This is a genomic window from Cellvibrio fibrivorans, assembly GCF_031457055.1.
Lineage (GTDB): Bacteria > Pseudomonadota > Gammaproteobacteria > Pseudomonadales > Cellvibrionaceae > Cellvibrio > Cellvibrio fibrivorans.
This window is the reverse complement of sequence record NZ_JAVDVX010000002.1, coordinates 840,281-861,049: the sequence shown is the minus strand read 5'-3', so window position 1 is coordinate 861,049 and position 20,769 is coordinate 840,281. Positions and strand designations below refer to the sequence as shown.

Sequence of the window (20,769 nt, the reverse complement as noted above, 5' to 3'; positions counted from 1 at the left end):
CGGTGAGTAACACTGAGCATTTTTCAGCTATTGATTACAGTGCTTTTCCCAATGCGGAAGGTCACTTCGGCCCCTATGGCGGCCGCTTCGTTTCCGAGACGCTGATTTATGCGCTCGATGAACTCCAATCTATCTATTTTAACTTGAAAGATGATCCTGGCTTTCAAGCCGAATTTGACAAGGACATGGCGCATTATGTTGGCCGTCCTTCACCTCTTTACCTCGCTGAGCGCTGGACCCGTGAGTTGGGCGGTGCGCAGATTTATCTGAAACGCGAAGATTTAAATCACACGGGCGCACACAAAGTAAATAACACTATTGGCCAAGCATTGCTGGCGAAATTTACTGGAAAAACCCGTGTTATTGCAGAGACAGGAGCTGGGCAGCACGGTGTTGCTACTGCGACAGTTGCAGCGCGTTTGGGTTTGAAATGCCGCGTTTATATGGGTGCCGAAGATGTTAAGCGTCAGGCACTCAATGTGTACCGCATGAAGTTACTCGGTGCAGAAGTGTTTCCGGTAACCTCCGGTTCGCGCACATTGAAAGATGCAATGAATGAAGCCATGCGCGATTGGGCGACTAATGTTGACGACACGTTTTATATCATTGGCACCGTTGCTGGCCCCCATCCTTATCCACAACTGGTACGTGATTTCCAATCGATTATTGGGCGCGAGGCGCGCCGCCAATGTCTGGAGCAGGCAGGTCGCTTGCCCGACGCGCTGGTTGCGTGTGTTGGTGGCGGCTCCAATGCGATAGGCTTGTTTCATCCATTCCTCACAGATGAATCAGTAAAAATGTACGGAGTTGAGGCGGGTGGTTTGGGTATCGAAACCGGTAAACACGCCGCGCCATTGAATAAAGGTATTCCCGGTGTATTGCATGGCAATCGCACCTATTTGATGGAAGATGAAAATGGCCAGATTATCGAAACCCATTCGGTGTCGGCTGGTTTGGATTATCCCGGTGTAGGTCCTGAACATTCATGGTTAAAAGATATTGGCCGCGTAAACTATGTGGCGATCAATGATGATGAAGCTCTGGCCGCATTTCGCAAAATTACCAAAACTGAAGGTATTATGCCGGCGCTGGAATCCAGCCATGCCTTGGCTTATGTGGAAAAACTGGCGCCAACCATGAGCAAAGACCAAATTATTATCGCCAACCTCTCCGGTCGCGGCGATAAAGATATTTTGACTGTCGCCGGATTGGATGGCATTACCGTTTAATCCAAAGCGTCAACAAGCTATTAAAAGATGCCGCTTACTGGGCGGCAAATAAAAATCAGGAATTTTCGATGAGTCGTATTTCCCAGCACTTGAGCCAAGCCAAAACGGCGGGTAAAAAAATATTAGTCGCTTATGTGGTTAATGGCGATCCTTATCCCCAAGCCACTTTGCCAACCTTGCATGCGTTGGTCGAGCAAGGTGTTGATGTTATTGAATTAGGCGTGCCTTTTTCTGACCCTATGGCAGAAGGCCCGGTGATTCAAAAAGGTCACGAGCGTGCGCTTGAACATCACATCAGTTTGCGCGGCACCCTCGAAATTGTTAAACAATTTCGGGCTACCAATAACATCACACCAATTGTGTTGATGGGTTATGCAAACCCGGTTGAGCGTTTTGGTTACGCAGAATTTGCCAAGGCAGCGGCAGAAGCCGGTGTTGATGGTTTATTAACTGTTGATTTGCCACCTGAAGAAGTTGTTGTGCTCAAAGGTGAGTTAGACGCGCATGGTTTGGATAATATTTTCCTGCTTGCCCCAACGACTACGCTTGAGCGCGCGCAAAAAATTGCAGCTTATGCCAGCGGTTTTCTCTATTACGTTTCACTCAAGGGTGTAACGGGGGCAGGCCATTTGGATGTTAATGCGGTAAAAGAAAAGCTTGCCGGTTTTGGTCAATTAACTGACCTGCCAGTATGTGTAGGCTTCGGTATTAAAGATCCTGAAACCGCCAAAGCAGTTGCGGTATTGGCTGATGGTGTTGTGGTTGGCAGTGTTCTGGTTGAAAAAATGGGTAGCATGGCCGACAAAAGTGCCAATGAAATTGCCGCAGCAGTAGGCGATATCGTTGGCAGTATTCGTGTAGCCATAGATTCTATTTGATAGCCCACAAGTTCAATTAATAGCAACGAAATTCCGGTGGCTCGCATGCGGGCACAACCAATCAACTAAATTGACATTGAGTACAGAGAAGCGACCATGAGTTGGTTAGATAAAATTATTCCGAGTATTTCCCGCACTGATACCAAGCGCAGCAACAAAGTGCCTGAAGGTCTGTGGGAAAAATGTGTTAAGTGTGATGCGGTTTTGTATAAGCCGGAAATGGAAAAAACGCTCGATGTTTGCCCCAAGTGCGATCACCATATGCGCGTTGGTGCGCGGGCGCGTTTGAATATGTTTTTGGATCCGCAAAATCGCCAGGAGTTGGCAACTGAAGTTGAGCCAATTGATCGCCTGAAATTTAAAGACATTAAAAAATACAAAGACCGTTTGACGGCAGCACAAAAAGAAACGGGTGAAAAAGATGCGCTGGTGGCAATGCGCGGTGAATTAAAAGGCATGCCGATTGTTGCAGTGGCTTTCGAATTTGCGTTTCACGGCGGCTCTATGGGTTACGTTGTAGGTGAACGTTTTACCCGTGCAGCGACTATTGCGCTGAAAGAAAATATTCCCTTCGTTTGCTTCTCCGCCACTGGCGGTGCACGTATGCAGGAAGCGTTAATTTCGCTGATGCAAATGGCCAAAACCAGTGCGGTTATTGAACGTTTAAAAATGCAGGGGACACCCTATATTTCGGTAATGACTGATCCGGTATACGGCGGTGTTTCTGCCAGTCTTGCACTGCTTGGCGATCTGAATATTTGTGAGCCGGGTTCACGTGCCGGTTTTGCTGGCCCAAGTATTATCGAGCAGACTATCCGTCAAAAATTGCCTAAGGGTTTTCAGCGGGCAGAATTTTTGTTAGAGCACGGCGCTATCGATATGATTATCCATCGCCGCGACATGCGCGATAAGTTGGCGTCACTGCTGGCGAAATTTACGCGCAAAGCAGCAGTGTAATTGTTGTTTTTCGATAGCCGCTACTATGCAACTTGATTCGCTATCGGCTTGGTTGGATTGGTTGGAAAAAAACCATCCGACCGAGATTGATCTCGGCCTTGAACGTATCACTCGTGTTGCGCAGCGGATGGCGCTCTTAAAACCAACGGCAAAAGTGGTCACTGTCGCTGGTACCAATGGAAAAGGCTCTTGCGTTACTGCCACGGCAGCCTTGCTCGGTGCTGCTGGTTTTTCAGTTGGTGTTTACACTTCCCCGCATTTACTTCATTACAACGAACGCATAGTGGTTGATGGCAACCCTGTTGCCGACGCAGAAATCTGTTCTGCTTTTGCAGCCATCTTTAATGCATGCCAGCAAACCTGTGCGGATTATCCTGAACCTATAAGCCTGACTTATTTTGAGTACGGGACCTTGGCGGCATTAGAAATTTTTCAGCGTCGACAAGTGATGGCGACGGTGCTTGAAGTGGGTTTGGGTGGGCGTTTGGATGCAATCAATATTATCGATGCCGATGTAGCGGTGATTACCAGTATTGCGCTCGATCATACCGATTGGTTGGGCGATAACCGCGAAGCTATCGGCTATGAAAAAGCCGGCATTATGCGTGCCGGCAAACCCGTGGTCTGTGCAGATTTTTCGCCCCCACAATCGCTGCTGGATCATGCGCAAAATCTTTCCGCGTCACTCCAGTTAATTTCGCGCGATTTTGGTTATTCAGTTGCGGGTGACTCCACCTGGAATTGGTGGAATAACAACGTACAATTTTCTTCGCAGACTCTTCCCCAGTTGCCACTTCCCAGTCTTGCAGCGGCACTGCAAGTTGCGTGCATTTTCGGTTTGGATTTGCTGGCAATAGATGCATTTACCCGCTTGGCTGCACTGCGTGTTCCCGGGCGTTTTCAAACAGTGCATTGGCGCGAGCGACAAGTGATTCTCGATGTGGCCCATAATCCTGCGGCGACCGCCTATCTGGTCGAACGTTTAGTGCAGGGTGGGGCAGTGGGTTCAAAAATACACGGCATAGTGGCGATGATGGCAGATAAGGATCGCGCCCAAAGTCTGGAAAATCTCAAAGGGTATATTAGCAACTGGTATATCGCCGATTTATCATTTATTCCGCGCGCGGCGACGGTTGAACAATTACGTCAAAATCTGGTCGATTTGGATGTGGAAGCAGAATTTTCCGGCAGCGTTTCTGATTGTTTGCACGCGGCCTTCAATAATTCAGATCCCGGTGATCGTATTCTTGTTTTCGGGTCTTTTTATACGGTAGCTGCCGGTTTGCAGGCGCTCGCCGCAACGACAGCATAATCCTGTTGCGTTTTAATCCTAGGTTATTGGTGCAGAGGTTTTAGGTGAGAGAATCCGTAAAACATCGTTTAATTGGTGCAGCAGTACTGGCGGCGATTGCCGTATTGTTTTTGCCCAGTTTTTTTAAGGATCGCCAACAATACCAAGTGGACACCAGCTCCCATATTCCCGGCCGCCCCAGCATTACCGCCGTGGATTTCAACGAACCTACGCGGCCAGAAGGTATTGAGCCTGCGCCAGCGCCCGAAACTATGTTTGTGCCTGATGAGGCTGAGTCAGTGCCTGTTGCTGAAGTCCTTCCCTCCGGGCAAGCCATAGTTGCTCCCGTGGCAACATCTTCTTGGCAATCGGCATCTTCTAAATCTGCTGCAACTGATGCCTCCGTGCCAGTTATCCCGCTTAATGCACAAGGCTTGCCTGACACATGGGTGATTCAGGTGGCCAGCCTCAGCGCGCAAGCAGCGGCAAATAAATTGCGCGACCAGTTACAAGCTGACGGTCATAAGGCTTATGTGCGTGCTGTCCCCAGCGCTAATGCGACTATTTATCGCGTATTTATCGGCCCTAAGCAGGATAAATCCGAAGCCCTTGCGATCAAGTCGCAATTAGACAAACGTTTGAAAGTGAATTCCCTTGTTTTACCCTTCAAACCCTAAAGCCATAATCTTGCGCCTCTGTTAGAATGCGCGCCTCTGTAAACCTCCCATCAATGATTTTGGAGTGGGCGCGCGAATGAATTGGGCTGATTGGGCCATTATTGGGATTTTTTCCCTGTCCTGTTTGATCGGTTTGATTCGTGGTTTTGTGCGCGAAGCCTTGTCACTAATAATTTGGGTCGCGGCTGTGTTGGTAGCCAAAGTCTTTGGTGGCCAGCTTGAAATCCTGTTGGCCGGCCAAATTGAATCACCCTCTGTGCGACTTATGACAGCCTACGCTGCGCTGTTTATCGCCACTCTATTGCTAGGCGCTATGCTGAGCTTCCTTATTGGTGCTCTGGTACGTGCGACTGGCTTATCTGGTACTGATCGTCTTCTGGGAATGGTTTTTGGTGCAGCACGCGCGTTTATTATCGTGATGGCCTTGTTAATTCTCTTGCCTGGTTTTATACCGGTCAATGAAGAAGCATGGTGGCAGCAGGCGCAATTAATACCCCATTTTCTCGCTTGTGAGGAATGGGTCAGGACAGCTTATGAGCAAGTCAGCCAGTGGCTAATGGCACTGTTTGGCAATGTTGAAAGTGGTCAGAAAGTTTAAAGTTGTTAACAAGTATTGAGGCAATCTTATGTGCGGCATTGTAGGTATTGTGGGTAAACGCGATGTGAATGTGCAGCTTTACGATGCGTTGACCATTTTGCAGCACCGTGGACAGGATGCGGCGGGGATGGTGACTTGTCAGGATGGCCGCATGAGCCAGCAAAAGGCTAATGGCCTTGTGCAAGATGTGTTTAGAACCCGCCATATGCAGCGTTTACTTGGCACTATGGGGATTGGTCATGTTCGCTACCCCACTGCGGGCAGTTCAGGCCCGGCTTTGGCTCAACCTTTTTATGTTAACTCACCATACGGAATTGCCCTTGCGCACAACGGCAATTTGACTAACGCCGATAAACTCACAGAAGATATTTTCAAAACTGATTTGCGTCATGTGAATACCGATTCAGATTCAGAAGTATTGCTCAACGTTTTCGCTCATGAATTGCAGATGCAAGGCAAGCTCAACCCGACCGCCGACGATATGTTTGCTGCGGTTGCCGGTGTTCATAATCGTGTGACCGGCGGTTACGCGGTAGTTGCGTTGATCGCTAATTACGGCTTGGTCGCCTTTCGTGATCCAAATGGTATTCGCCCGTTAGTGTATGGCAAGCGCCATTCGGAGGAAGGCGGTGTTGAATATATGGTTGCGTCCGAAAGTGTTGCGCTCGATGTGCTGGGTTTTGAATTGATCAGCGATGTTGCACCGGGCGAGGCAATTTATATCACTGAAGAGGGCGAATTAAATCGTCGCCAATGCGCCAAGTCACCGCGTTTGACGCCGTGTATTTTTGAGCACGTATATTTTGCGCGTCCAGATTCTATTATGGATGGCATTTCGGTGTACAAGGCGCGTTTACGCCAAGGTGAAAAATTGGCAGAAAAAATTCTGCGTGAGCGTCCGGACCATGACATTGATGTGGTGATTCCCATTCCGGATACCAGCCGTGTTGCAGGTCAGGCATTGGCTCAAAAATTAGGTGTGAAATTCCGTGAAGGTTTGGTAAAAAACCGCTACATCGGCCGCACTTTTATTATGCCCGGCCAGCAACAGCGTAAAAAATCCGTGCGTCAAAAACTCAATCCAATTGAATTGGAATTCAGGGACAAAATTGTATTGTTGGTGGATGATTCCATCGTCCGCGGTACTACCTGCCAACAAATTATCCAGATGGTGCGCGATGTCGGCGCGAAGAAAGTGTATTTCGCTTCAGCAGCGCCCGCGGTGAAATATCCCAACGTCTATGGCATCGATATGCCAACAACGACGGAGTTGATTGCAAGTGGTCGTACTGAGGACGAAGTGTGTGAAGAAATCGGCGCTGATTGGCTGATATATCAGGACCTTGAGGATCTGATTGCCGCATCTTCCGAAGGCAATAGTGAAGTCACCGCATTTGATTGTGCTGTATTCAATGGCGAATACTGTGCCGGCGACGTCACTCCCGAATATTTGGAGAAGGTTGCAGCCGCGCGCAACGATAGTGCTAAATCCGGTAAAAAATCCGTCAAACAAATGGAATTGCCGATTGGTTTACACAACGGTGCGGCGCGCGGATAAATTATTAAGTTGATGAGTAGATATGGAAAATTTTGACGAACAATTAGCTGAAGATCCGCTGTTCGGTGCGGCGCTGGATACCTTGGCGATTCGCGTCGGGCAATCGCGTTCGCACGAAGGTGAGCACAGCGAAGCGCTGTTCCTGACTTCAAGTTATGTTTTTGCGAATGCGCAAGAAGCGGCAGATCGTTTTTCTGGCGAACAGCCCGGCAACGTTTATTCGCGCTACACGAATCCCACCGTGCGCATGTTTGAAGAGCGTATAGCAGCATTGGAAGGTGCTGAGTCTGCCGTCGGCACTTCATCAGGTATGGCGGCAATTTTATCGACGTGCATTGCGCTGCTGAAATCGGGCGATCATATTCTTTGTTCACGCAGTGTGTTTGGTACGACGACAGTGTTGTTTACTAAATATCTACAAAAATTTGGTGTAACTACCACGTTCGTCAATCCAACTAATTATGTCGAGTGGGAAGGGGGCTTCACCGAAAATACTAAATTGGTATTTGTTGAAACGCCGTCTAATCCTTTGTGCGATGTTATCGACATTCAACGGCTTGCCGATCTAACTCATGCACGCGGTGCGTTGTTGGCGGTAGATAATTGCTTCTGCACTCCAGCATTACAAAAGCCACTGGAGTTGGGCGCGGATTTAATTATCCACTCAGCAACCAAGTACATTGATGGGCAAGGCCGCTGCCTCGGTGGTGTGGTTGCTGGTGCAAAAAAATATGTAGATGAAGTGCTCGGATTTATTCGCAGCGCTGGCCCAACGATGAGCCCTTTCAATGCGTGGGTATTCTTAAAAGGTCTTGAGACATTGCGTTTGCGGATGGAGGCTCATTCACGCAATGCGTTGGAACTGGCGCAATGGCTTAATGCCCACCCTAATGTAGAAAAAGTGTTTTATGCAGGTTTGCCAAGTCATCTTGGTCATGAGCTGGCTGCAAAACAGCAATCTGCTTTTGGTGGTGTCTTATCCTTCCGCGTAAAAGGCGGCAGGGCAGAGGCCTGGAAGGTTATCGACGCAACACGCATTATGTCGCTCACCGCTAATCTGGGCGATACCAAAACCACTATCGTCCACCCGGCTACAACAACGCATGGCCGTTTGTCGCCGGAGCAAAAAGCCGATGCTGGTATTACCGAAAACCTGATCCGTGTTGCCGTTGGTTTGGAAGATATTGGCGATTTAAAAGCCGATCTCGCACGCGGTTTAGGCAATTACTAAGGGTTTGCGAGGCCAAGGCACAAAAAAGTGTTGTTGGGTCTTGTCCTTGCGAATTCACCTTGGTAAAGTGCGCGCCTCTTTAGGACTATAGCTCAGTTGGTTAGAGCACCACCTTGACATGGTGGGGGTCAGCAGTTCGAGTCTGCTTAGTCCTACCAAAGTTCCTTAGAAAAGCCGCTTCTTAGCGGCTTTTTTATTGCCTGAAATTTGCATCCCCACAGCACCCTTGAATTCTTTGGCTACTACCCCATCTAGTGCACATCCCCGTCATTACATGGCGGATATTATTTGTTCACATCTTAGTTGTATGTACCCAGGAGTTAGAAAATGACCGTTGATGCCCGCAAAGAAACCCGTGGCTTTCAAACTGAAGCCAAGCAATTGCTGCATTTGATGATTCACTCGCTGTATTCGAACAAGGAAATTTTCCTGCGTGAATTGGTATCCAATGCGTCGGATGCCGCTGATAAATTGCGTTTTGAAGCAGTATCCAATGGCGACCTATATGAAGGCGATACGGAATTAAAAATTCGCATCAGTTTCGATAAAGATGCAAAAACCCTCACCATCAGCGATAACGGCATAGGTATGTCGCGTGATGAGGTGATCGAGAACTTGGGTACTATCGCTAAATCGGGCACTGCGCAATTTATGCAAAAGCTGTCAGGTGACCAGAAAAAAGATGCACAGTTGATTGGTCAATTTGGTGTTGGTTTTTATTCGGCATTTATTGTTGCCGATAAAGTGGTGGTAACCAGTCGTCGTGCCGGTGCACCAGCAAGTGAAGCAGTGCGCTGGGAATGTTCGGGCGATGCGGAATTTACTGTAGAGTCAGTTGAGAAAGCTGATCGCGGCATGACCGTTGAATTACACTTAAAAGATGATGCTTTGGAATTTGCCGACCATTGGCGTTTGCGTTCTATCATCAAAAAATATTCTGATCATATCGCCATTCCGGTAGTGATGAAAAAACAAACTCCGGTTGGCGATGATGCTGCCAATGCAGAACCGGAAGATGAAGTGATTAACACTGCAACTGCGCTCTGGACTCGTTCGCGTTCCGACGTGACTGATGAAGAATATAAAGAGTTTTATAAGCATGTGAGCCACGATTTTACCGATCCATTGAGCTGGAGCCACAACCGTGTGGAAGGTAATCTGGATTACACCAGTATGTTATTTATTCCAGCACGTGCCCCCTATGATTTATACAATCGTGATGCTTCACGTGGTTTGAAATTGTATGTACAGCGCACCTTTATTATGGATGACGCTGAACAATTCTTGCCCTTGTATCTGCGTTTTATTAAAGGCGTTGTGGATTCAAATGATCTTAGTTTGAACGTCTCGCGCGAGATTCTGCAAAAAGATCCCAACATTGATGCCATGCGTTCAGCGCTGACCAAACGTGTGTTGGACATGTTGGCGAAATTGGCAAAAAGCGAACCGGAAAAATACGCAACTTTCTGGAAAGAGTTTGGCCAGGTCATGAAAGAAGGTCCGGCAGAAGATTTTGCCAATCGCGAAAAAATTGCCAAATTGCTGCGCTTTGCTTCCACTCACACTGATACCGCTGAACAAAGCCAATCGCTCGACGATTACGTCTCGCGTATGAAAGACGGGCAGGAGAAGATTTATTACATTGCCGCTGAAAATTTCAACACGGCGAAAAGCAGCCCGCATCTGGAAGTCTTCCGCAAAAAAGGCATTGAAGTATTGCTGTTAAGTGACCGTGTTGACGAATGGTTGATGAGCCACTTGGCCGAGTTTGATGGTAAATCATTGCAGGATGTAGGCAAAGGCGAGTTGGATCTCGGCAAGCTTGACAGCGAAGAAGAGAAACAAGCACAAGAAAAAGTCGCTGAAGCTCTGAAGCCATTGTTGGATCGCGCAAAAGCCGCATTGGAAAATCAGGTATCGGAAGTGCGCATTACCCATCGTTTGACCGACTCACCAGCGTGTGTAGTCGTGGGCGATCACGACATGGGTGCGCAGATGCGTCGTATTCTGGAAGCTGCCGGGCAAAAAGTGCCTGATTCCAAACCGATTTTTGAATTAAATCCTGATCACCCGCTGGTGAAAAAGCTGGAGCAGGAGGCTAACGAAGAGCGCTTCGGCGATTTGGCGCATATCCTGTTTGATCAAGCCAATCTTGCTGAAGGTGCGCAATTGCAAGACCCGGCTGCTTATGTGCAGCGGTTGAATAAATTGTTGCTGGAATTGAGCAATTAAATTTTAGTTTTTCATTAAAGCTGCTATTAAAGATGACTTTGCCTATAATCGGGCAAGGTCATTTTTTTAACTGATAATTAACGGTTGGCGAATTAATTCTGACCTTATGAATCAACCCGGTGGACTATATGGAATACAAAGAGATTAGCCTACCTGCGGCAAAATCGATTGCGCTGGTAGCACACGACAACAAAAAGAAAGATTTAATCGCATGGTGTAAACAGAATCGTGCTGATTTAAGCATTCATACACTCTTTGCTACCGGTACAACCGGCACATTAATAGAAAAAGAAACCGGCCTGCCAATAAACAAACTTATTTCCGGTCCTTTAGGTGGTGACCAGCAAGTTGGTGCATTAATTACCGAAGGCAAAGTCGATATGCTGATTTTCTTTTGGGATCCATTTGAACCAATGCCGCACGATCCGGATGTAAAAGCTTTACTGCGCATTGCAGCGGTGTGGAATATCCCGATTGCGTGCAATCAAAGCTCCGCTGATTTTATGGTGTCATCGCCACTCTTCAACGGCGAGTCGCAACACTGGGTTCCCGATTACGCGGCCTATATGGCCAAGCGTTCGCAAATATAATTATGTTGGCGATTATCGGTGGCTCCGGCTTAAATCAATTTCCTGAATTGGAAATTGTTGGCGAACAGAAAGTCCAGACTCCGTATGGCGATTGTTCTGCTCCGCTCACTTTCGCCAGATTACGCGATCTTCAGCTAGTATTTCTTCCGCGTCACGGTCAAGGTCACAAGCTGCCGCCACATCAAATTAATTACCGTGCAAATATGTGGGCTTTAAAAGATGTTGGTGTAACGCGGGTGTTGGCGGTTAATGCGGTGGGAGGAATAAATTCTACGATGGGGCCTGGCGTGTTCGTGGTGCCGCACCAGATTATCGATTACACCTATGGCCGCGAGCAGAGTTATAACTTTCTTACTGATGGTTACATCAACCATATCGATTTCACCCATCCCTACAGTCAGGTCATGCGTCAACAATTGATCGCCAGTTTATTGGCAGCAAACCTGCGGTTTCAGGAGCGAGGTGTTTATGCCTGCACCCAAGGCCCGCGTTTGGAAACTGCGGCAGAAGTCTTGCGTTTGCGGCGTGATGGTTGTGATTTGGTTGGTATGACGGCTATGCCAGAGGCAGCACTAGCGCGTGAGCTGGGATTGGAATATGCCGCGCTTTGCCTAGTGGTGAACTGGGCTGCTGGCTTGGATAGCAATGAGCTAAATATGGAGGACATACTTAAAACTCTTGCCGCTGGCATGGCTGACATTAAAAAAACTATTTTCATATTTGCAAACCAGTAGGCTTGCGTAAATAAGCAACAAAAAAATCCCCTCTTATTTCTAACTTTTGTTAATATCTGTTAACACGGGTTTTTTCGTTCTATAAACCCGGTTGTGGATAGCTGCTGGCCTGCTGTGCTGGCGATCAACGGATGAAGCAAACCGAGCAAATAACAATAAAGCTTAAGGCTGTAGAGGTGTTTCATATGGCAGATCGTGAAATGGGCACTGTTAAATGGTTTAACAACGTGCGTGGATACGGTTTCATAACCAGAGGAGAAGGAGGCGAGGATATTTTTGTTCACTACCGAAATATCCGTGCGGAAGGTTACCGCTCATTAGCTGAAGGTCAAAACGTTGAGTTTCAGTTGCAACAAGGTGATAAAGGCTTACAGGCAGAAGATGTTGTGCTATTGGGCTGATGTAAACTTCACTCAGGTTTAAACGTTGTTTAAATAAAAACGCCGGCAATTGCCGGCGTTTTTATTTTGGAGAAAAGAAACCTGTTGTCATTGTGCCGTTGGCAAAGGAGTTGTTGCAACGGATGGGTAGGGGGTTACTTGAATGATGACATTCAATGCTGGGTGATCTATGTAATGGACTTCGCTGGTGCGCATATCGCGCTCTTGTTGCAATAATATAATTTGCCGAGTGACATAATTATTGGCTTCTGGTGCAGCTGCATTTGCATCAAAATTACCGTTCGACCACTGGGGATTTTCGTTCGCCAATGCTTGTTCCAATTCAGCTTCTACTTCTGAATCCAGTGACAAATTATTTATAGTTGCTGCTGTGTAGTTAGGTCGCAGCGGAATTTCGGGCCATGTCTGAGTAATTTCCTGGCCGACATTGACATCAAATTGTGCGAGCCACAAATTGGTTTGCAGTTCCAGATAGGTTGCCACGCTTAAACGAATACTGCCTTCCAATGCCTGATGTTGGCCAAACGTTTGGCCACCGTTAATAAGAATGGCTTTGGATTCTTTTTTATTGGTAATAACCTGCCGCCAAGCGTTGTGGAACAAAACTTCAAAGCGTGGGTTTCGCTGTAGCTTCTGCGCTTGTGTATTTAATTGGCGTTCACTCGCGGGTAACAAATAAAACGCTTCTTTGGTTAGATCCACTACGGGCGCAGTTGCAGTTGCAGATGCACTGTTATTTGTAGTATTGGGCACCTCAGTTGCATTGGGATCTTTCAATTCGACCCAGTCTCCGGGATAGCGCAATTTAATATTGCTGGGCCAGTGTTCCTGACCGGTATCATCTTTTCGAGCTACCACTATCATCTCTACTTGATACCAACCTTCGTGGGTTTTTGTTTGCGCTTGAGCCGATGGCGCCACTAATGCGCTCGTGAGAACAGCCGCAATGCCCAGTAATGTCGGCAGGTGTTTTATTGGCAGCAGTTTTATTAATTGATAAACCATAAATTAATTCCACCAGGGGGTGATAAGGATCAGCATTATTTGCCGGTCGTCAAATGATCTAATAAATCGACAACAGTTTGGATGCGCTTTTCAGTTGCTTCCAAATCCATTGTGAATTTCAGTTGATTGGCGCCTTCCAGCTTGTAGATGCGCGGTTGGCTTTGTACCAGTTTTACTATTTTGAGTGGATCCACCCGTGTGTCGCTGGAAAATTCAATTTTTCCGCCGCGTGCGTTAGCTTCCAGTTTGGTAATGCCAATCGTTTCGGCGGTAATTTTAATTTGCGTAACACGGAACAGGTTTTTAATTTGTTCGGGCAACATGCCAAAGCGGTTGATCATCTCAACTTGCAAGTCGCGCAGGGCTTCCTCGCTATCGGCATTGGCCAAACGTTTGTACATCACCAGCCGTGTGTGAACATCGGGCAAATAATCGGCAGGAATCAACGCCGGGATGCGCAGATTGATTTCAATTGCTTCGCTCAGTGCTTTTTCAAGATCCGCTTGCTTGCCTTGGCGAATTGCTTTTACCGCGCGATCCAGCATATCCATATAGAGCGAGAAGCCGATGGTTTGAATTTGGCCGCTTTGTTCGTCGCCCAATAATTCACCGGCACCGCGGATTTCCATATCGTAAGTTGCCAGGGTAAAACCTGCGCCCAAATCTTCCGCAGCGCTAATTGCTTCAAGGCGTTTTTGTGCATCGTCGGTCATCGAGCGGCGATCCGGCGTTAATAAATAGGCATAGGCTTGGTGATGCGAACGGCCAACACGACCGCGCAATTGATGCAATTGTGCCAAGCCAAATTTATCGGCGCGGTTAATAATAATTGTGTTGGCGCTGGGGATATCGATACCAGTTTCGATAATCGTAGTGCAAACCATAATGTTGAAGCGTTTGTGATAAAAATCCGACATCACTCGTTCAAGATCGCGCTCGCGCATTTGGCCGTGGCCAATACCAATGCGCGCCTCGGGAATTAATTCCTGCAACTCGCGCGCGACTTTCTCGATGGTGTCCACTTCATTATGCAGATAATAGACTTGGCCGCCGCGCAGGATTTCACGCAGTATCGCTTCTTTGATAACGGCTTCGTCATAGGTGCGCACAAATGTTTTTACCGATAAACGGCGTGCAGGTGGCGTAGCGATAATCGATAAATCGCGAATGCCTGCCATCGACATATTGAGTGTGCGCGGAATTGGTGTGGCGGTGAGCGTAAGAATATCGATCTCCGCGCGCAGGGCTTTGATCTGGTCCTTTTGTCTTACACCAAAACGATGTTCTTCATCGATAATCAATAAACCCAGATCTTTAAATTTAATATCAGGAGATAAAAGCTTATGTGTGCCGACAACGATATCCACTTTACCTTCTGCCAAACGCTCCAACACTTGGTTCACTTCTTTGGTGGTGCGGAAACGCGACAGCACTTCGACGGTGATTGGCCAATCTGCAAAGCGATCTTTTAAAGATTCATAATGCTGTTGGGCAAGCAGGGTGGTGGGCGCAAGAATCGCAACTTGTTTGCCGCTGTGGCTGGCAATAAAAGCGGCGCGCATGGCGACTTCGGTTTTACCAAAACCGACATCGCCGCACACAAGGCGATCCATCGGTTTGGACGAGAGCATATCTTCCATTACTGCTTCAATTGCGCGCTGCTGGTCGGCCGTTTCTTCAAACGGAAAGCTGGCGGAAAATGCTTCGTACGCAATTTTAGGATCGGGAAATTTGTGGCCTTTGCGCGCTGCACGGCGAGCATAGACTTCCAACAATTCTGCTGCGGTATCGCGGATTTGCTCGGCGGCTTTGCGGCGCGCTTTTTGCCATGACTCACTGCCGAGTTTATGCAGCGGCGCTAAATCATCTTCTGCACCACCGTAACGGCTGATTAAATGCAAGCTCGTCACCGGTACATAAAGCTTAGCTTCGTCGGCATATTCCAGCGTTAAAAATTCGTTGGTTTGGTTGTCGATGGTGATAGTTTCCAAACCGCGATAGCGGCCGACACCGTGGTCAATATGGACTACCGATGCGCCGATTTTTAATTCAGTCAGATTTTTAACAATCAGATCGGCGTTGTCTTGCGTCTGTTTACGGCGGCGCTGCTGTTGGATGCGCTCACCAAACAATTGCGATTCAGAAATCAGCGCAATTTTAGGCTTGGTTTGTAATAAGCCCTGCTCAAGTGGCGCAACGGTGATGGCCAGTTTTTCGCTGTGCGCCAGAAATTCACTCCAGCTATCAACAGTCGTGGGGCGAACGCGGATGCGGCCTAATAATTCTAGCAAGGTTTCGCGGCGGCCTGCGGATTCTGCGCAAAATAATACTTTGCCATCAAACTCCATTAAAAAGGCTTGTATGGCGGCGAGGGGATTATCCGCTTGCGCGCGAATAGGCAGTGACGGAGTGGCAGCAGTGGCAAAGTTATAATTACCCGCTTTTTCTTCCAATGTTGCTGATTCGACAAAGGTGCGGGAATAATTCTTCAGGTTGCCAAAAAATTCATCGATAGCGAGATAAATATCGCGTGGCGCCAGCAGTGGGCGCAAAGGATCTACCTTGCGGCTTTCATAGCGGCGCAATAATTCCAGCCAAAAGTTCTCGGCGGATTTTTCGATATCGCCCAGCGCATAAATTTGGGTGTTGACGGGCAGGTAATCAAATAGCGTGCTGCAAGCATCAAAAAATAACGGCAAATAATATTCGATACCAGGGGGCGATATGCCCGCACTCACATCCTGAAATACTGGACAGGCTTTGTGGTTGACATCAAATCGCTCCAACCATTTTTGTTTGAATAAACTGATCCCCGCTTTGTTTAGTGGGAATTCTTTGGCGGGCAGCAATTGGATTTTATCGACCTTGTCGATGGTCATCTGGTTTTCAGGGTCGAAGGTACGCAGGCTTTCTATTTCGTCATCAAATAAATCGATGCGATAGGGCGTCTCGCTGCCCATGGGAAAAATATCGATGAGCGAGCCGCGCACTGCAAATTCGCCGTGTTCGTAAACTGTATCAACACAATGATAGCCAGCGCGCTCCAGGTTCTGGCGCAGTTGATTAGCGTCCAGTTTTTCGCCGACGGAAACCATAAGGCTATTGCCGACTAAATAGGATTGCGGCATGAGTCGCTGCAACAATGTAGTTACCGGAACTACGAGAATGCCTTGTTTGACGCTGGGCAATTTATAGAGCGTGCTGAGGCGCTCTGAAATAATGTCTTGATGCGGCGAAATCGTATCGTAGGGCAGGGTTTCCCAATCAGCCAAATGCAATACCGGCAGCGGGTCCTGTCCTTTTGCGAAAAACGATAGCTCGCCCTCCATGCGAATGGCGGCACTGGTGTCGGCAGTCACCACTAAGCTCAGGCCTTGATAAGCTCGAGCGGCATTCACAATGGTGAGTGCTTGGGCGCTGCCAAATAGCTGTCCCCAATAGTGACGGTTGCCGGGCTTGTTAGAGATGGGAGGATTACTTGGGAGCTGTTGGGTCATAAATCGTTTATTAATCGCACGTCCAATAGGTGGTGCGCATTTTACCTGTGTTATGAAGCCTCTTGGGTGGCTGCTATGCAAATAAAAAATCAAAAAGATATTTGCCACTATGCTTAATCGATGTGCAAGCTTAATGAGAAGAGTTTTCATTGCTGCATTTGTAAGTGAGAAATGAGCGTAAAAAGAATTCGAATTTACCGAAAACGTGAGTAAAACATGCATCAAATCAATGCATTGCTATGGTGCTTGGTCGGGGTGGCGTTTATAATTCGCGGGTTTTATCGGGGCTAACTAAAACTTCTCATAAATCAATCTCTTGTGTGTTCTTTGCGCTTTGTGGGGCAGATGTTGATACAGAAATTGGCTGAAAGTTACTTGCCCTATGCTCCAGCGGTTTATTTACATCGTAGATACGCTCTGGTGCGCTCGCAGCCCAAGCACCTCCTCCACAAAGTCCCATCCAGTTCCCGCCAGGAAGTAACTGGATGATGACAGCTGGTTTATCGCTTGCTGCATCCTCACGGCCTGGGTTACCAGGTCTACATCCACAAGAACGACTAGGCAGAGACGTATGATAAAGATTCGTCGAGGATTGGATTTGCCCATTACCGGCAGCCCCAATCAATCTATTGAAGATGGCCCGCAGGTTCGCCAGGTAGCTTTAATCGGGTTTGATTACCATGGTATGAAGCCCACTATGGCGGTACAGGTTGGTGATAAAGTGAAACTCGGTCAGGAATTGTTTTCTGATAAAAAGAACCCCGGTGTTATTTACACTGCGCCTGCATCAGGTACTGTAAGCGCCATTAATCGCGGCGACCAGCGCGTATTCCACTCTGTGGTAATTGATGTGGAAGGTGATGATGCTATCGAGTTTGCTAAATATCCAGCTAATGATTTGGCTGGCTTGTCACGTGAAAGTGTCCAGCAAAATTTAGTGCAATCCGGTCTTTGGACTGCGCTGCGCACTCGTCCCTACAGCAAAGCACCAGCATTGGATTCAAAACCAAGTTCGATTTTTGTGCAGGCAATTGATACCAACCCATTAGCCTCTAACCCACATGTCATTATCGCAGGCAAAAAAGACGCTTTTGCGAATGGTTTGACGGTATTGGCGCGGTTGACTGACGGCAAAGTATTTGTCTGCCAGGCTGAAGGTGTAGATCTTCCCAAAGGGCAGGGCAGCAATATTGTCACTGAGACTTTTGCTGGCGTTCATCCAGCGGGCAATCCGGGCACTCACATTCATTTCCTTGATCCAGTCAATGCACATAAAACGGTATGGACTATCGGTTATCAAGACGTGATTGCTGTAGGTGAGTTGTTCACTACCGGTAAATTGAATGTTGAGCGTGTTGTTGCGCTGGCTGGTCCTCAGGTAGAGCGTCCACGTTTGGTGCGCACTCGCATTGGTGCCAATCTGGGTGAATTAACCCAAGGCCAAACCAAAGCCGGTGAAAACCGCGTAATTTCAGGTTCGGTATTTGGTGGCCGTCGTTCGCATGGCAATCTGAGCTTCCTTGGTCGCTTCCACAATCAAGTCAGTGTGTTGCTTGAAGGCCGTGAGCGCGAAATGCTTCACTACCTGCGCGCCGGCACTAATAAGTTCTCAGTACTGGGAATTTATATCTCCAAATTGCTTCCCTCCAAAGCCTTCGGTTTCACTACTTCTACTAATGGTTCAGAACGCGCCATGGTACCGGTAGGGTCATATGAGAAGGTGATGCCACTGGATATCCTGCCAACACAATTGCTGCGCTCGTTGATTGTGGGCGATACCGAAATGGCACAGAAACTGGGTTGCCTTGAACTGGACGAAGAAGATTTGGCGCTGTGCACTTTTGTGTGCCCCGGCAAATACGAATACGGCCCGATTCTGCGCAACAACCTTAGTCGCATTGAGCAGGAGGGCTAATTGATGAGTCTGCGAAAGATACTCGACAATATGGAGCCGCATTTCCATAAAGGCGGCAAATACGAAAAATGGTACGCACTTTATGAAGCTGCAGACACCATTTTCTACAAACCTGCAGATGTAACCAAATCCACCGCCCACGTACGTGATGGCGTAGATTTGAAACGTATTATGATCACCGTATGGCTTTGCGCATTTCCGGCAATGTTCTTCGGTATGTATAACGTGGGTTTGCAGGCAAATACGATTCTTGCTGCAACCGGTGCAACCGGTATCGATAACTGGCACGGCGCTTTGACGGCGATGTTTGCCGGCCACAACCCAGATAGCATTTGGGATAATCTGGTGTTGGGTGCCTCTTACTTCCTACCTATATATGCCACTGTATTTATCGTGGGTGGTATTTGGGAAGTGTGGTTTGCGATGGTTCGCGGTCATGAAGTTAATGAAGGATTCTTCGTAACCTCTATCCTGTTCGCCCTGACTTGCCCACCGGATTTGCCTCTGTGGCAAGCGGCTTTGGGTATCAGCTTCGGTGTAGTAATTGGTAAAGAAGTTTTTGGTGGTACTGGTAAAAACTTCCTCAACCCGGCACTTACTGGTCGTGCCTTCCTCTTCTTTGCTTACCCTGCAGAAATGTCCGGTGATGCAGTGTGGACTGCGGTTGATGGCTACACTGGCGCCACTTCACTTTCAATCGCTGCGCAAGATGGTATGAATGCCTTGGCAGGTCACGTTACCTGGATGGATGCATTCCTTGGTTTTGAGCAAGGTTCTATCGGTGAAACCTCCGTATTGGCATTGATGATTGGCGGTATCGCTCTGTTAGTAATGGGCATTGCATCCACACGTATCGTGCTCGGTGTTTTGATTGGTACTGTGCTGACCGTGCTGCTCTATAACTGGTTAGGTGCAGATAGTAAAAACCCGATGTTCCAAATGCCGTTCTGGTGGCATTTTGTTCTGGGTGGTTTTGCCTTCGGCCTGTTCTTTATGGCGACGGATCCTGTGTCCGCCTCGATGACAAATACGGGTAAGTGGATTTTCGGTGGATTGATTGGCTTTATGGTAATCACGATTCGAGTGGTCAACCCGGCTTATCCAGAAGGCATGATGTTGGCAATTTTGTTTGCGAACATGTTTGCTCCAACCATCGACTACTTCGTCGTTCAATCCAACATTAAACGGAGACTGGCGCGTGGCTAACCAACAAACAGCAAAATATACCATCACAGTCACATTGATTATGTGCTTGGTGGCATCCGTACTGGTAGCTGGTTCGGCAGTCCTGTTGAGACCCGCACAGGTTGCTAACAAAGCACTGGATTTCAAACGCAATGTGCTGTCGATTGCAGGCATTTTGAATAAAGATCAGTCAGTTGAAGAGCAGTTCAAACAAGTTGAGATTAAAATTGTTGATCTGAGCACCGGTCGTTTTACCGATGCCATCACTGACATTGAAAAATTTGATCAAAATGCGTCAGCTAAAAAGCCAGATCTTTCCGATAAGTTGTCAGCAGAAGAAGACATCGCAAAAATCATCAGCCGTGAAAAGTACGCCAAAGTATTTTTGGTAAACGATGCTAATGGTTTGTCAAAGGTGATTCTGCCTGTGCGCGGTTATGGTCTCTGGTCAACTATGTCAGGTTTTGTTGCATTGGATAAAGACCTGAATACTGTCCTCGGTTTCGGTTTCTACTCTCATGCTGAAACCCCTGGCCTTGGGGGCGAAGTTGATAATCCAAAGTGGAAACAAATTTGGATTGGCAAAAAGATTTACTCAGAAACCGGTGAAGTTAAAATCGACGTGATCAAAGGTCATGTAGATGATGCAACTGCCGATGCCGAGTACAAAGTAGATGGTTTGTCAGGTGCAACACTTACCAGTAATGGTGTGCGTAATCTGATGAAGTTTTGGATGGGCGACAAGGGTTATAAATCATTCCTTGCTAACTTGAAGAACGGAGAAGCGTAAT

At 47.7% G+C, this 20,769-nt stretch carries 17 protein-coding genes and 1 tRNA gene; 16 read left to right on the top strand and 2 right to left on the bottom strand.

Features of this window, described 5'->3' with window-relative positions; genetic code table 11:
* Positions 1-2 precede the first annotated feature (2 nt).
* From trpB to J2X05_RS08500, 13 genes are all read left to right on the top strand, one after another.
* Positions 3-1,229, top strand: coding sequence for a tryptophan synthase subunit beta (gene trpB / locus J2X05_RS08560; RefSeq protein ID WP_310071255.1), 1,227 nt, complete (start codon positions 3-5; stop codon positions 1,227-1,229).
* A gap of 68 nt (positions 1,230-1,297) precedes the next feature.
* Positions 1,298-2,107 (top strand): tryptophan synthase subunit alpha, encoded by an 810-nt coding sequence (gene trpA / locus J2X05_RS08555; RefSeq protein ID WP_310071252.1) that lies wholly within the window; start codon positions 1,298-1,300, stop codon positions 2,105-2,107.
* Between the two features lie 96 nt (positions 2,108-2,203).
* Positions 2,204-3,064, top strand: coding sequence for an acetyl-CoA carboxylase, carboxyltransferase subunit beta (gene accD, locus J2X05_RS08550; protein ID WP_310071249.1), 861 nt, complete (start codon positions 2,204-2,206; stop codon positions 3,062-3,064).
* 25 nt (positions 3,065-3,089) lie between these two features.
* Positions 3,090-4,376 carry a bifunctional tetrahydrofolate synthase/dihydrofolate synthase gene (gene folC, locus J2X05_RS08545; RefSeq protein WP_310071246.1) on the top strand — a complete coding sequence of 429 codons (1,287 nt, stop codon included), beginning with the start codon at positions 3,090-3,092 and terminating at the stop codon, positions 4,374-4,376.
* Positions 4,377-4,420: 44 nt separating this feature from the next.
* Positions 4,421-5,032 (top strand): SPOR domain-containing protein, encoded by a 612-nt coding sequence (locus tag J2X05_RS08540; RefSeq protein ID WP_310071242.1) that lies wholly within the window; start codon positions 4,421-4,423, stop codon positions 5,030-5,032.
* Between the two features lie 76 nt (positions 5,033-5,108).
* Complete coding sequence (locus J2X05_RS08535; RefSeq protein WP_310071239.1) at positions 5,109-5,630, top strand: CvpA family protein; 522 nt, start codon at positions 5,109-5,111, stop codon at positions 5,628-5,630.
* Between the two features lie 28 nt (positions 5,631-5,658).
* The gene (purF, locus tag J2X05_RS08530) at positions 5,659-7,188 is read left to right on the top strand and encodes an amidophosphoribosyltransferase (RefSeq protein WP_310071236.1); all 1,530 of its coding nucleotides are present in this window, start codon (positions 5,659-5,661) and stop codon (positions 7,186-7,188) included.
* Positions 7,189-7,210: 22 nt separating this feature from the next.
* A complete protein-coding gene (locus tag J2X05_RS08525; RefSeq protein WP_310071233.1) occupies positions 7,211-8,419 on the top strand; it encodes an O-succinylhomoserine sulfhydrylase in 1,209 nt (402 codons plus the stop codon).
* An 81-nt stretch (positions 8,420-8,500) separates the two neighbouring features.
* Positions 8,501-8,577 (top strand) — tRNA-Val (locus J2X05_RS08520).
* A 169-nt stretch (positions 8,578-8,746) separates the two neighbouring features.
* Positions 8,747-10,651 carry a molecular chaperone HtpG gene (gene htpG, locus J2X05_RS08515; protein WP_310071231.1) on the top strand — a complete coding sequence of 635 codons (1,905 nt, stop codon included), beginning with the start codon at positions 8,747-8,749 and terminating at the stop codon, positions 10,649-10,651.
* 128 nt (positions 10,652-10,779) lie between these two features.
* Positions 10,780-11,241, top strand: a complete 462-nt coding sequence (locus J2X05_RS08510) for a methylglyoxal synthase (RefSeq protein WP_310071226.1) — start codon at positions 10,780-10,782, stop codon at positions 11,239-11,241.
* 2 nt (positions 11,242-11,243) lie between these two features.
* On the top strand, positions 11,244-11,975 hold the full coding sequence (locus J2X05_RS08505) for an S-methyl-5'-thioinosine phosphorylase (RefSeq protein WP_310071224.1): 732 nt from the start codon (positions 11,244-11,246) through the stop codon (positions 11,973-11,975).
* 185 nt (positions 11,976-12,160) lie between these two features.
* Positions 12,161-12,376, top strand: coding sequence for a cold-shock protein (locus J2X05_RS08500; protein WP_133682220.1), 216 nt, complete (start codon positions 12,161-12,163; stop codon positions 12,374-12,376).
* Positions 12,377-12,463: 87 nt separating this feature from the next.
* Here J2X05_RS08500 and J2X05_RS08495 read toward each other — a convergent pair whose 3' ends face one another.
* The gene (locus tag J2X05_RS08495) at positions 12,464-13,381 is read right to left on the bottom strand and encodes a CsiV family protein (RefSeq protein WP_310071221.1); all 918 of its coding nucleotides are present in this window, start codon (positions 13,379-13,381) and stop codon (positions 12,464-12,466) included.
* Positions 13,382-13,416: 35 nt separating this feature from the next.
* Positions 13,417-16,878 (bottom strand): transcription-repair coupling factor, encoded by a 3,462-nt coding sequence (mfd, locus tag J2X05_RS08490; RefSeq protein WP_310071218.1) that lies wholly within the window; start codon positions 16,876-16,878, stop codon positions 13,417-13,419.
* A gap of 571 nt (positions 16,879-17,449) precedes the next feature.
* Between mfd and J2X05_RS08485 the strand changes: the two genes are divergently transcribed.
* From J2X05_RS08485 to J2X05_RS08475, 3 genes are read left to right on the top strand one after another with little or no spacing between them, the layout of a single operon-like run.
* Positions 17,450-18,793, top strand: coding sequence for a Na(+)-translocating NADH-quinone reductase subunit A (locus J2X05_RS08485; protein ID WP_310071216.1), 1,344 nt, complete (start codon positions 17,450-17,452; stop codon positions 18,791-18,793).
* A 3-nt stretch (positions 18,794-18,796) separates the two neighbouring features.
* Positions 18,797-19,999 carry an NADH:ubiquinone reductase (Na(+)-transporting) subunit B gene (locus J2X05_RS08480; RefSeq protein ID WP_310071214.1) on the top strand — a complete coding sequence of 401 codons (1,203 nt, stop codon included), beginning with the start codon at positions 18,797-18,799 and terminating at the stop codon, positions 19,997-19,999.
* Positions 19,992-20,768 carry a Na(+)-translocating NADH-quinone reductase subunit C gene (locus J2X05_RS08475; RefSeq protein ID WP_310071211.1) on the top strand — a complete coding sequence of 259 codons (777 nt, stop codon included), beginning with the start codon at positions 19,992-19,994 and terminating at the stop codon, positions 20,766-20,768. The genes J2X05_RS08480 and J2X05_RS08475 overlap by 8 nt, the downstream gene beginning before the upstream one ends.
* Position 20,769 lies beyond the last annotated feature (1 nt).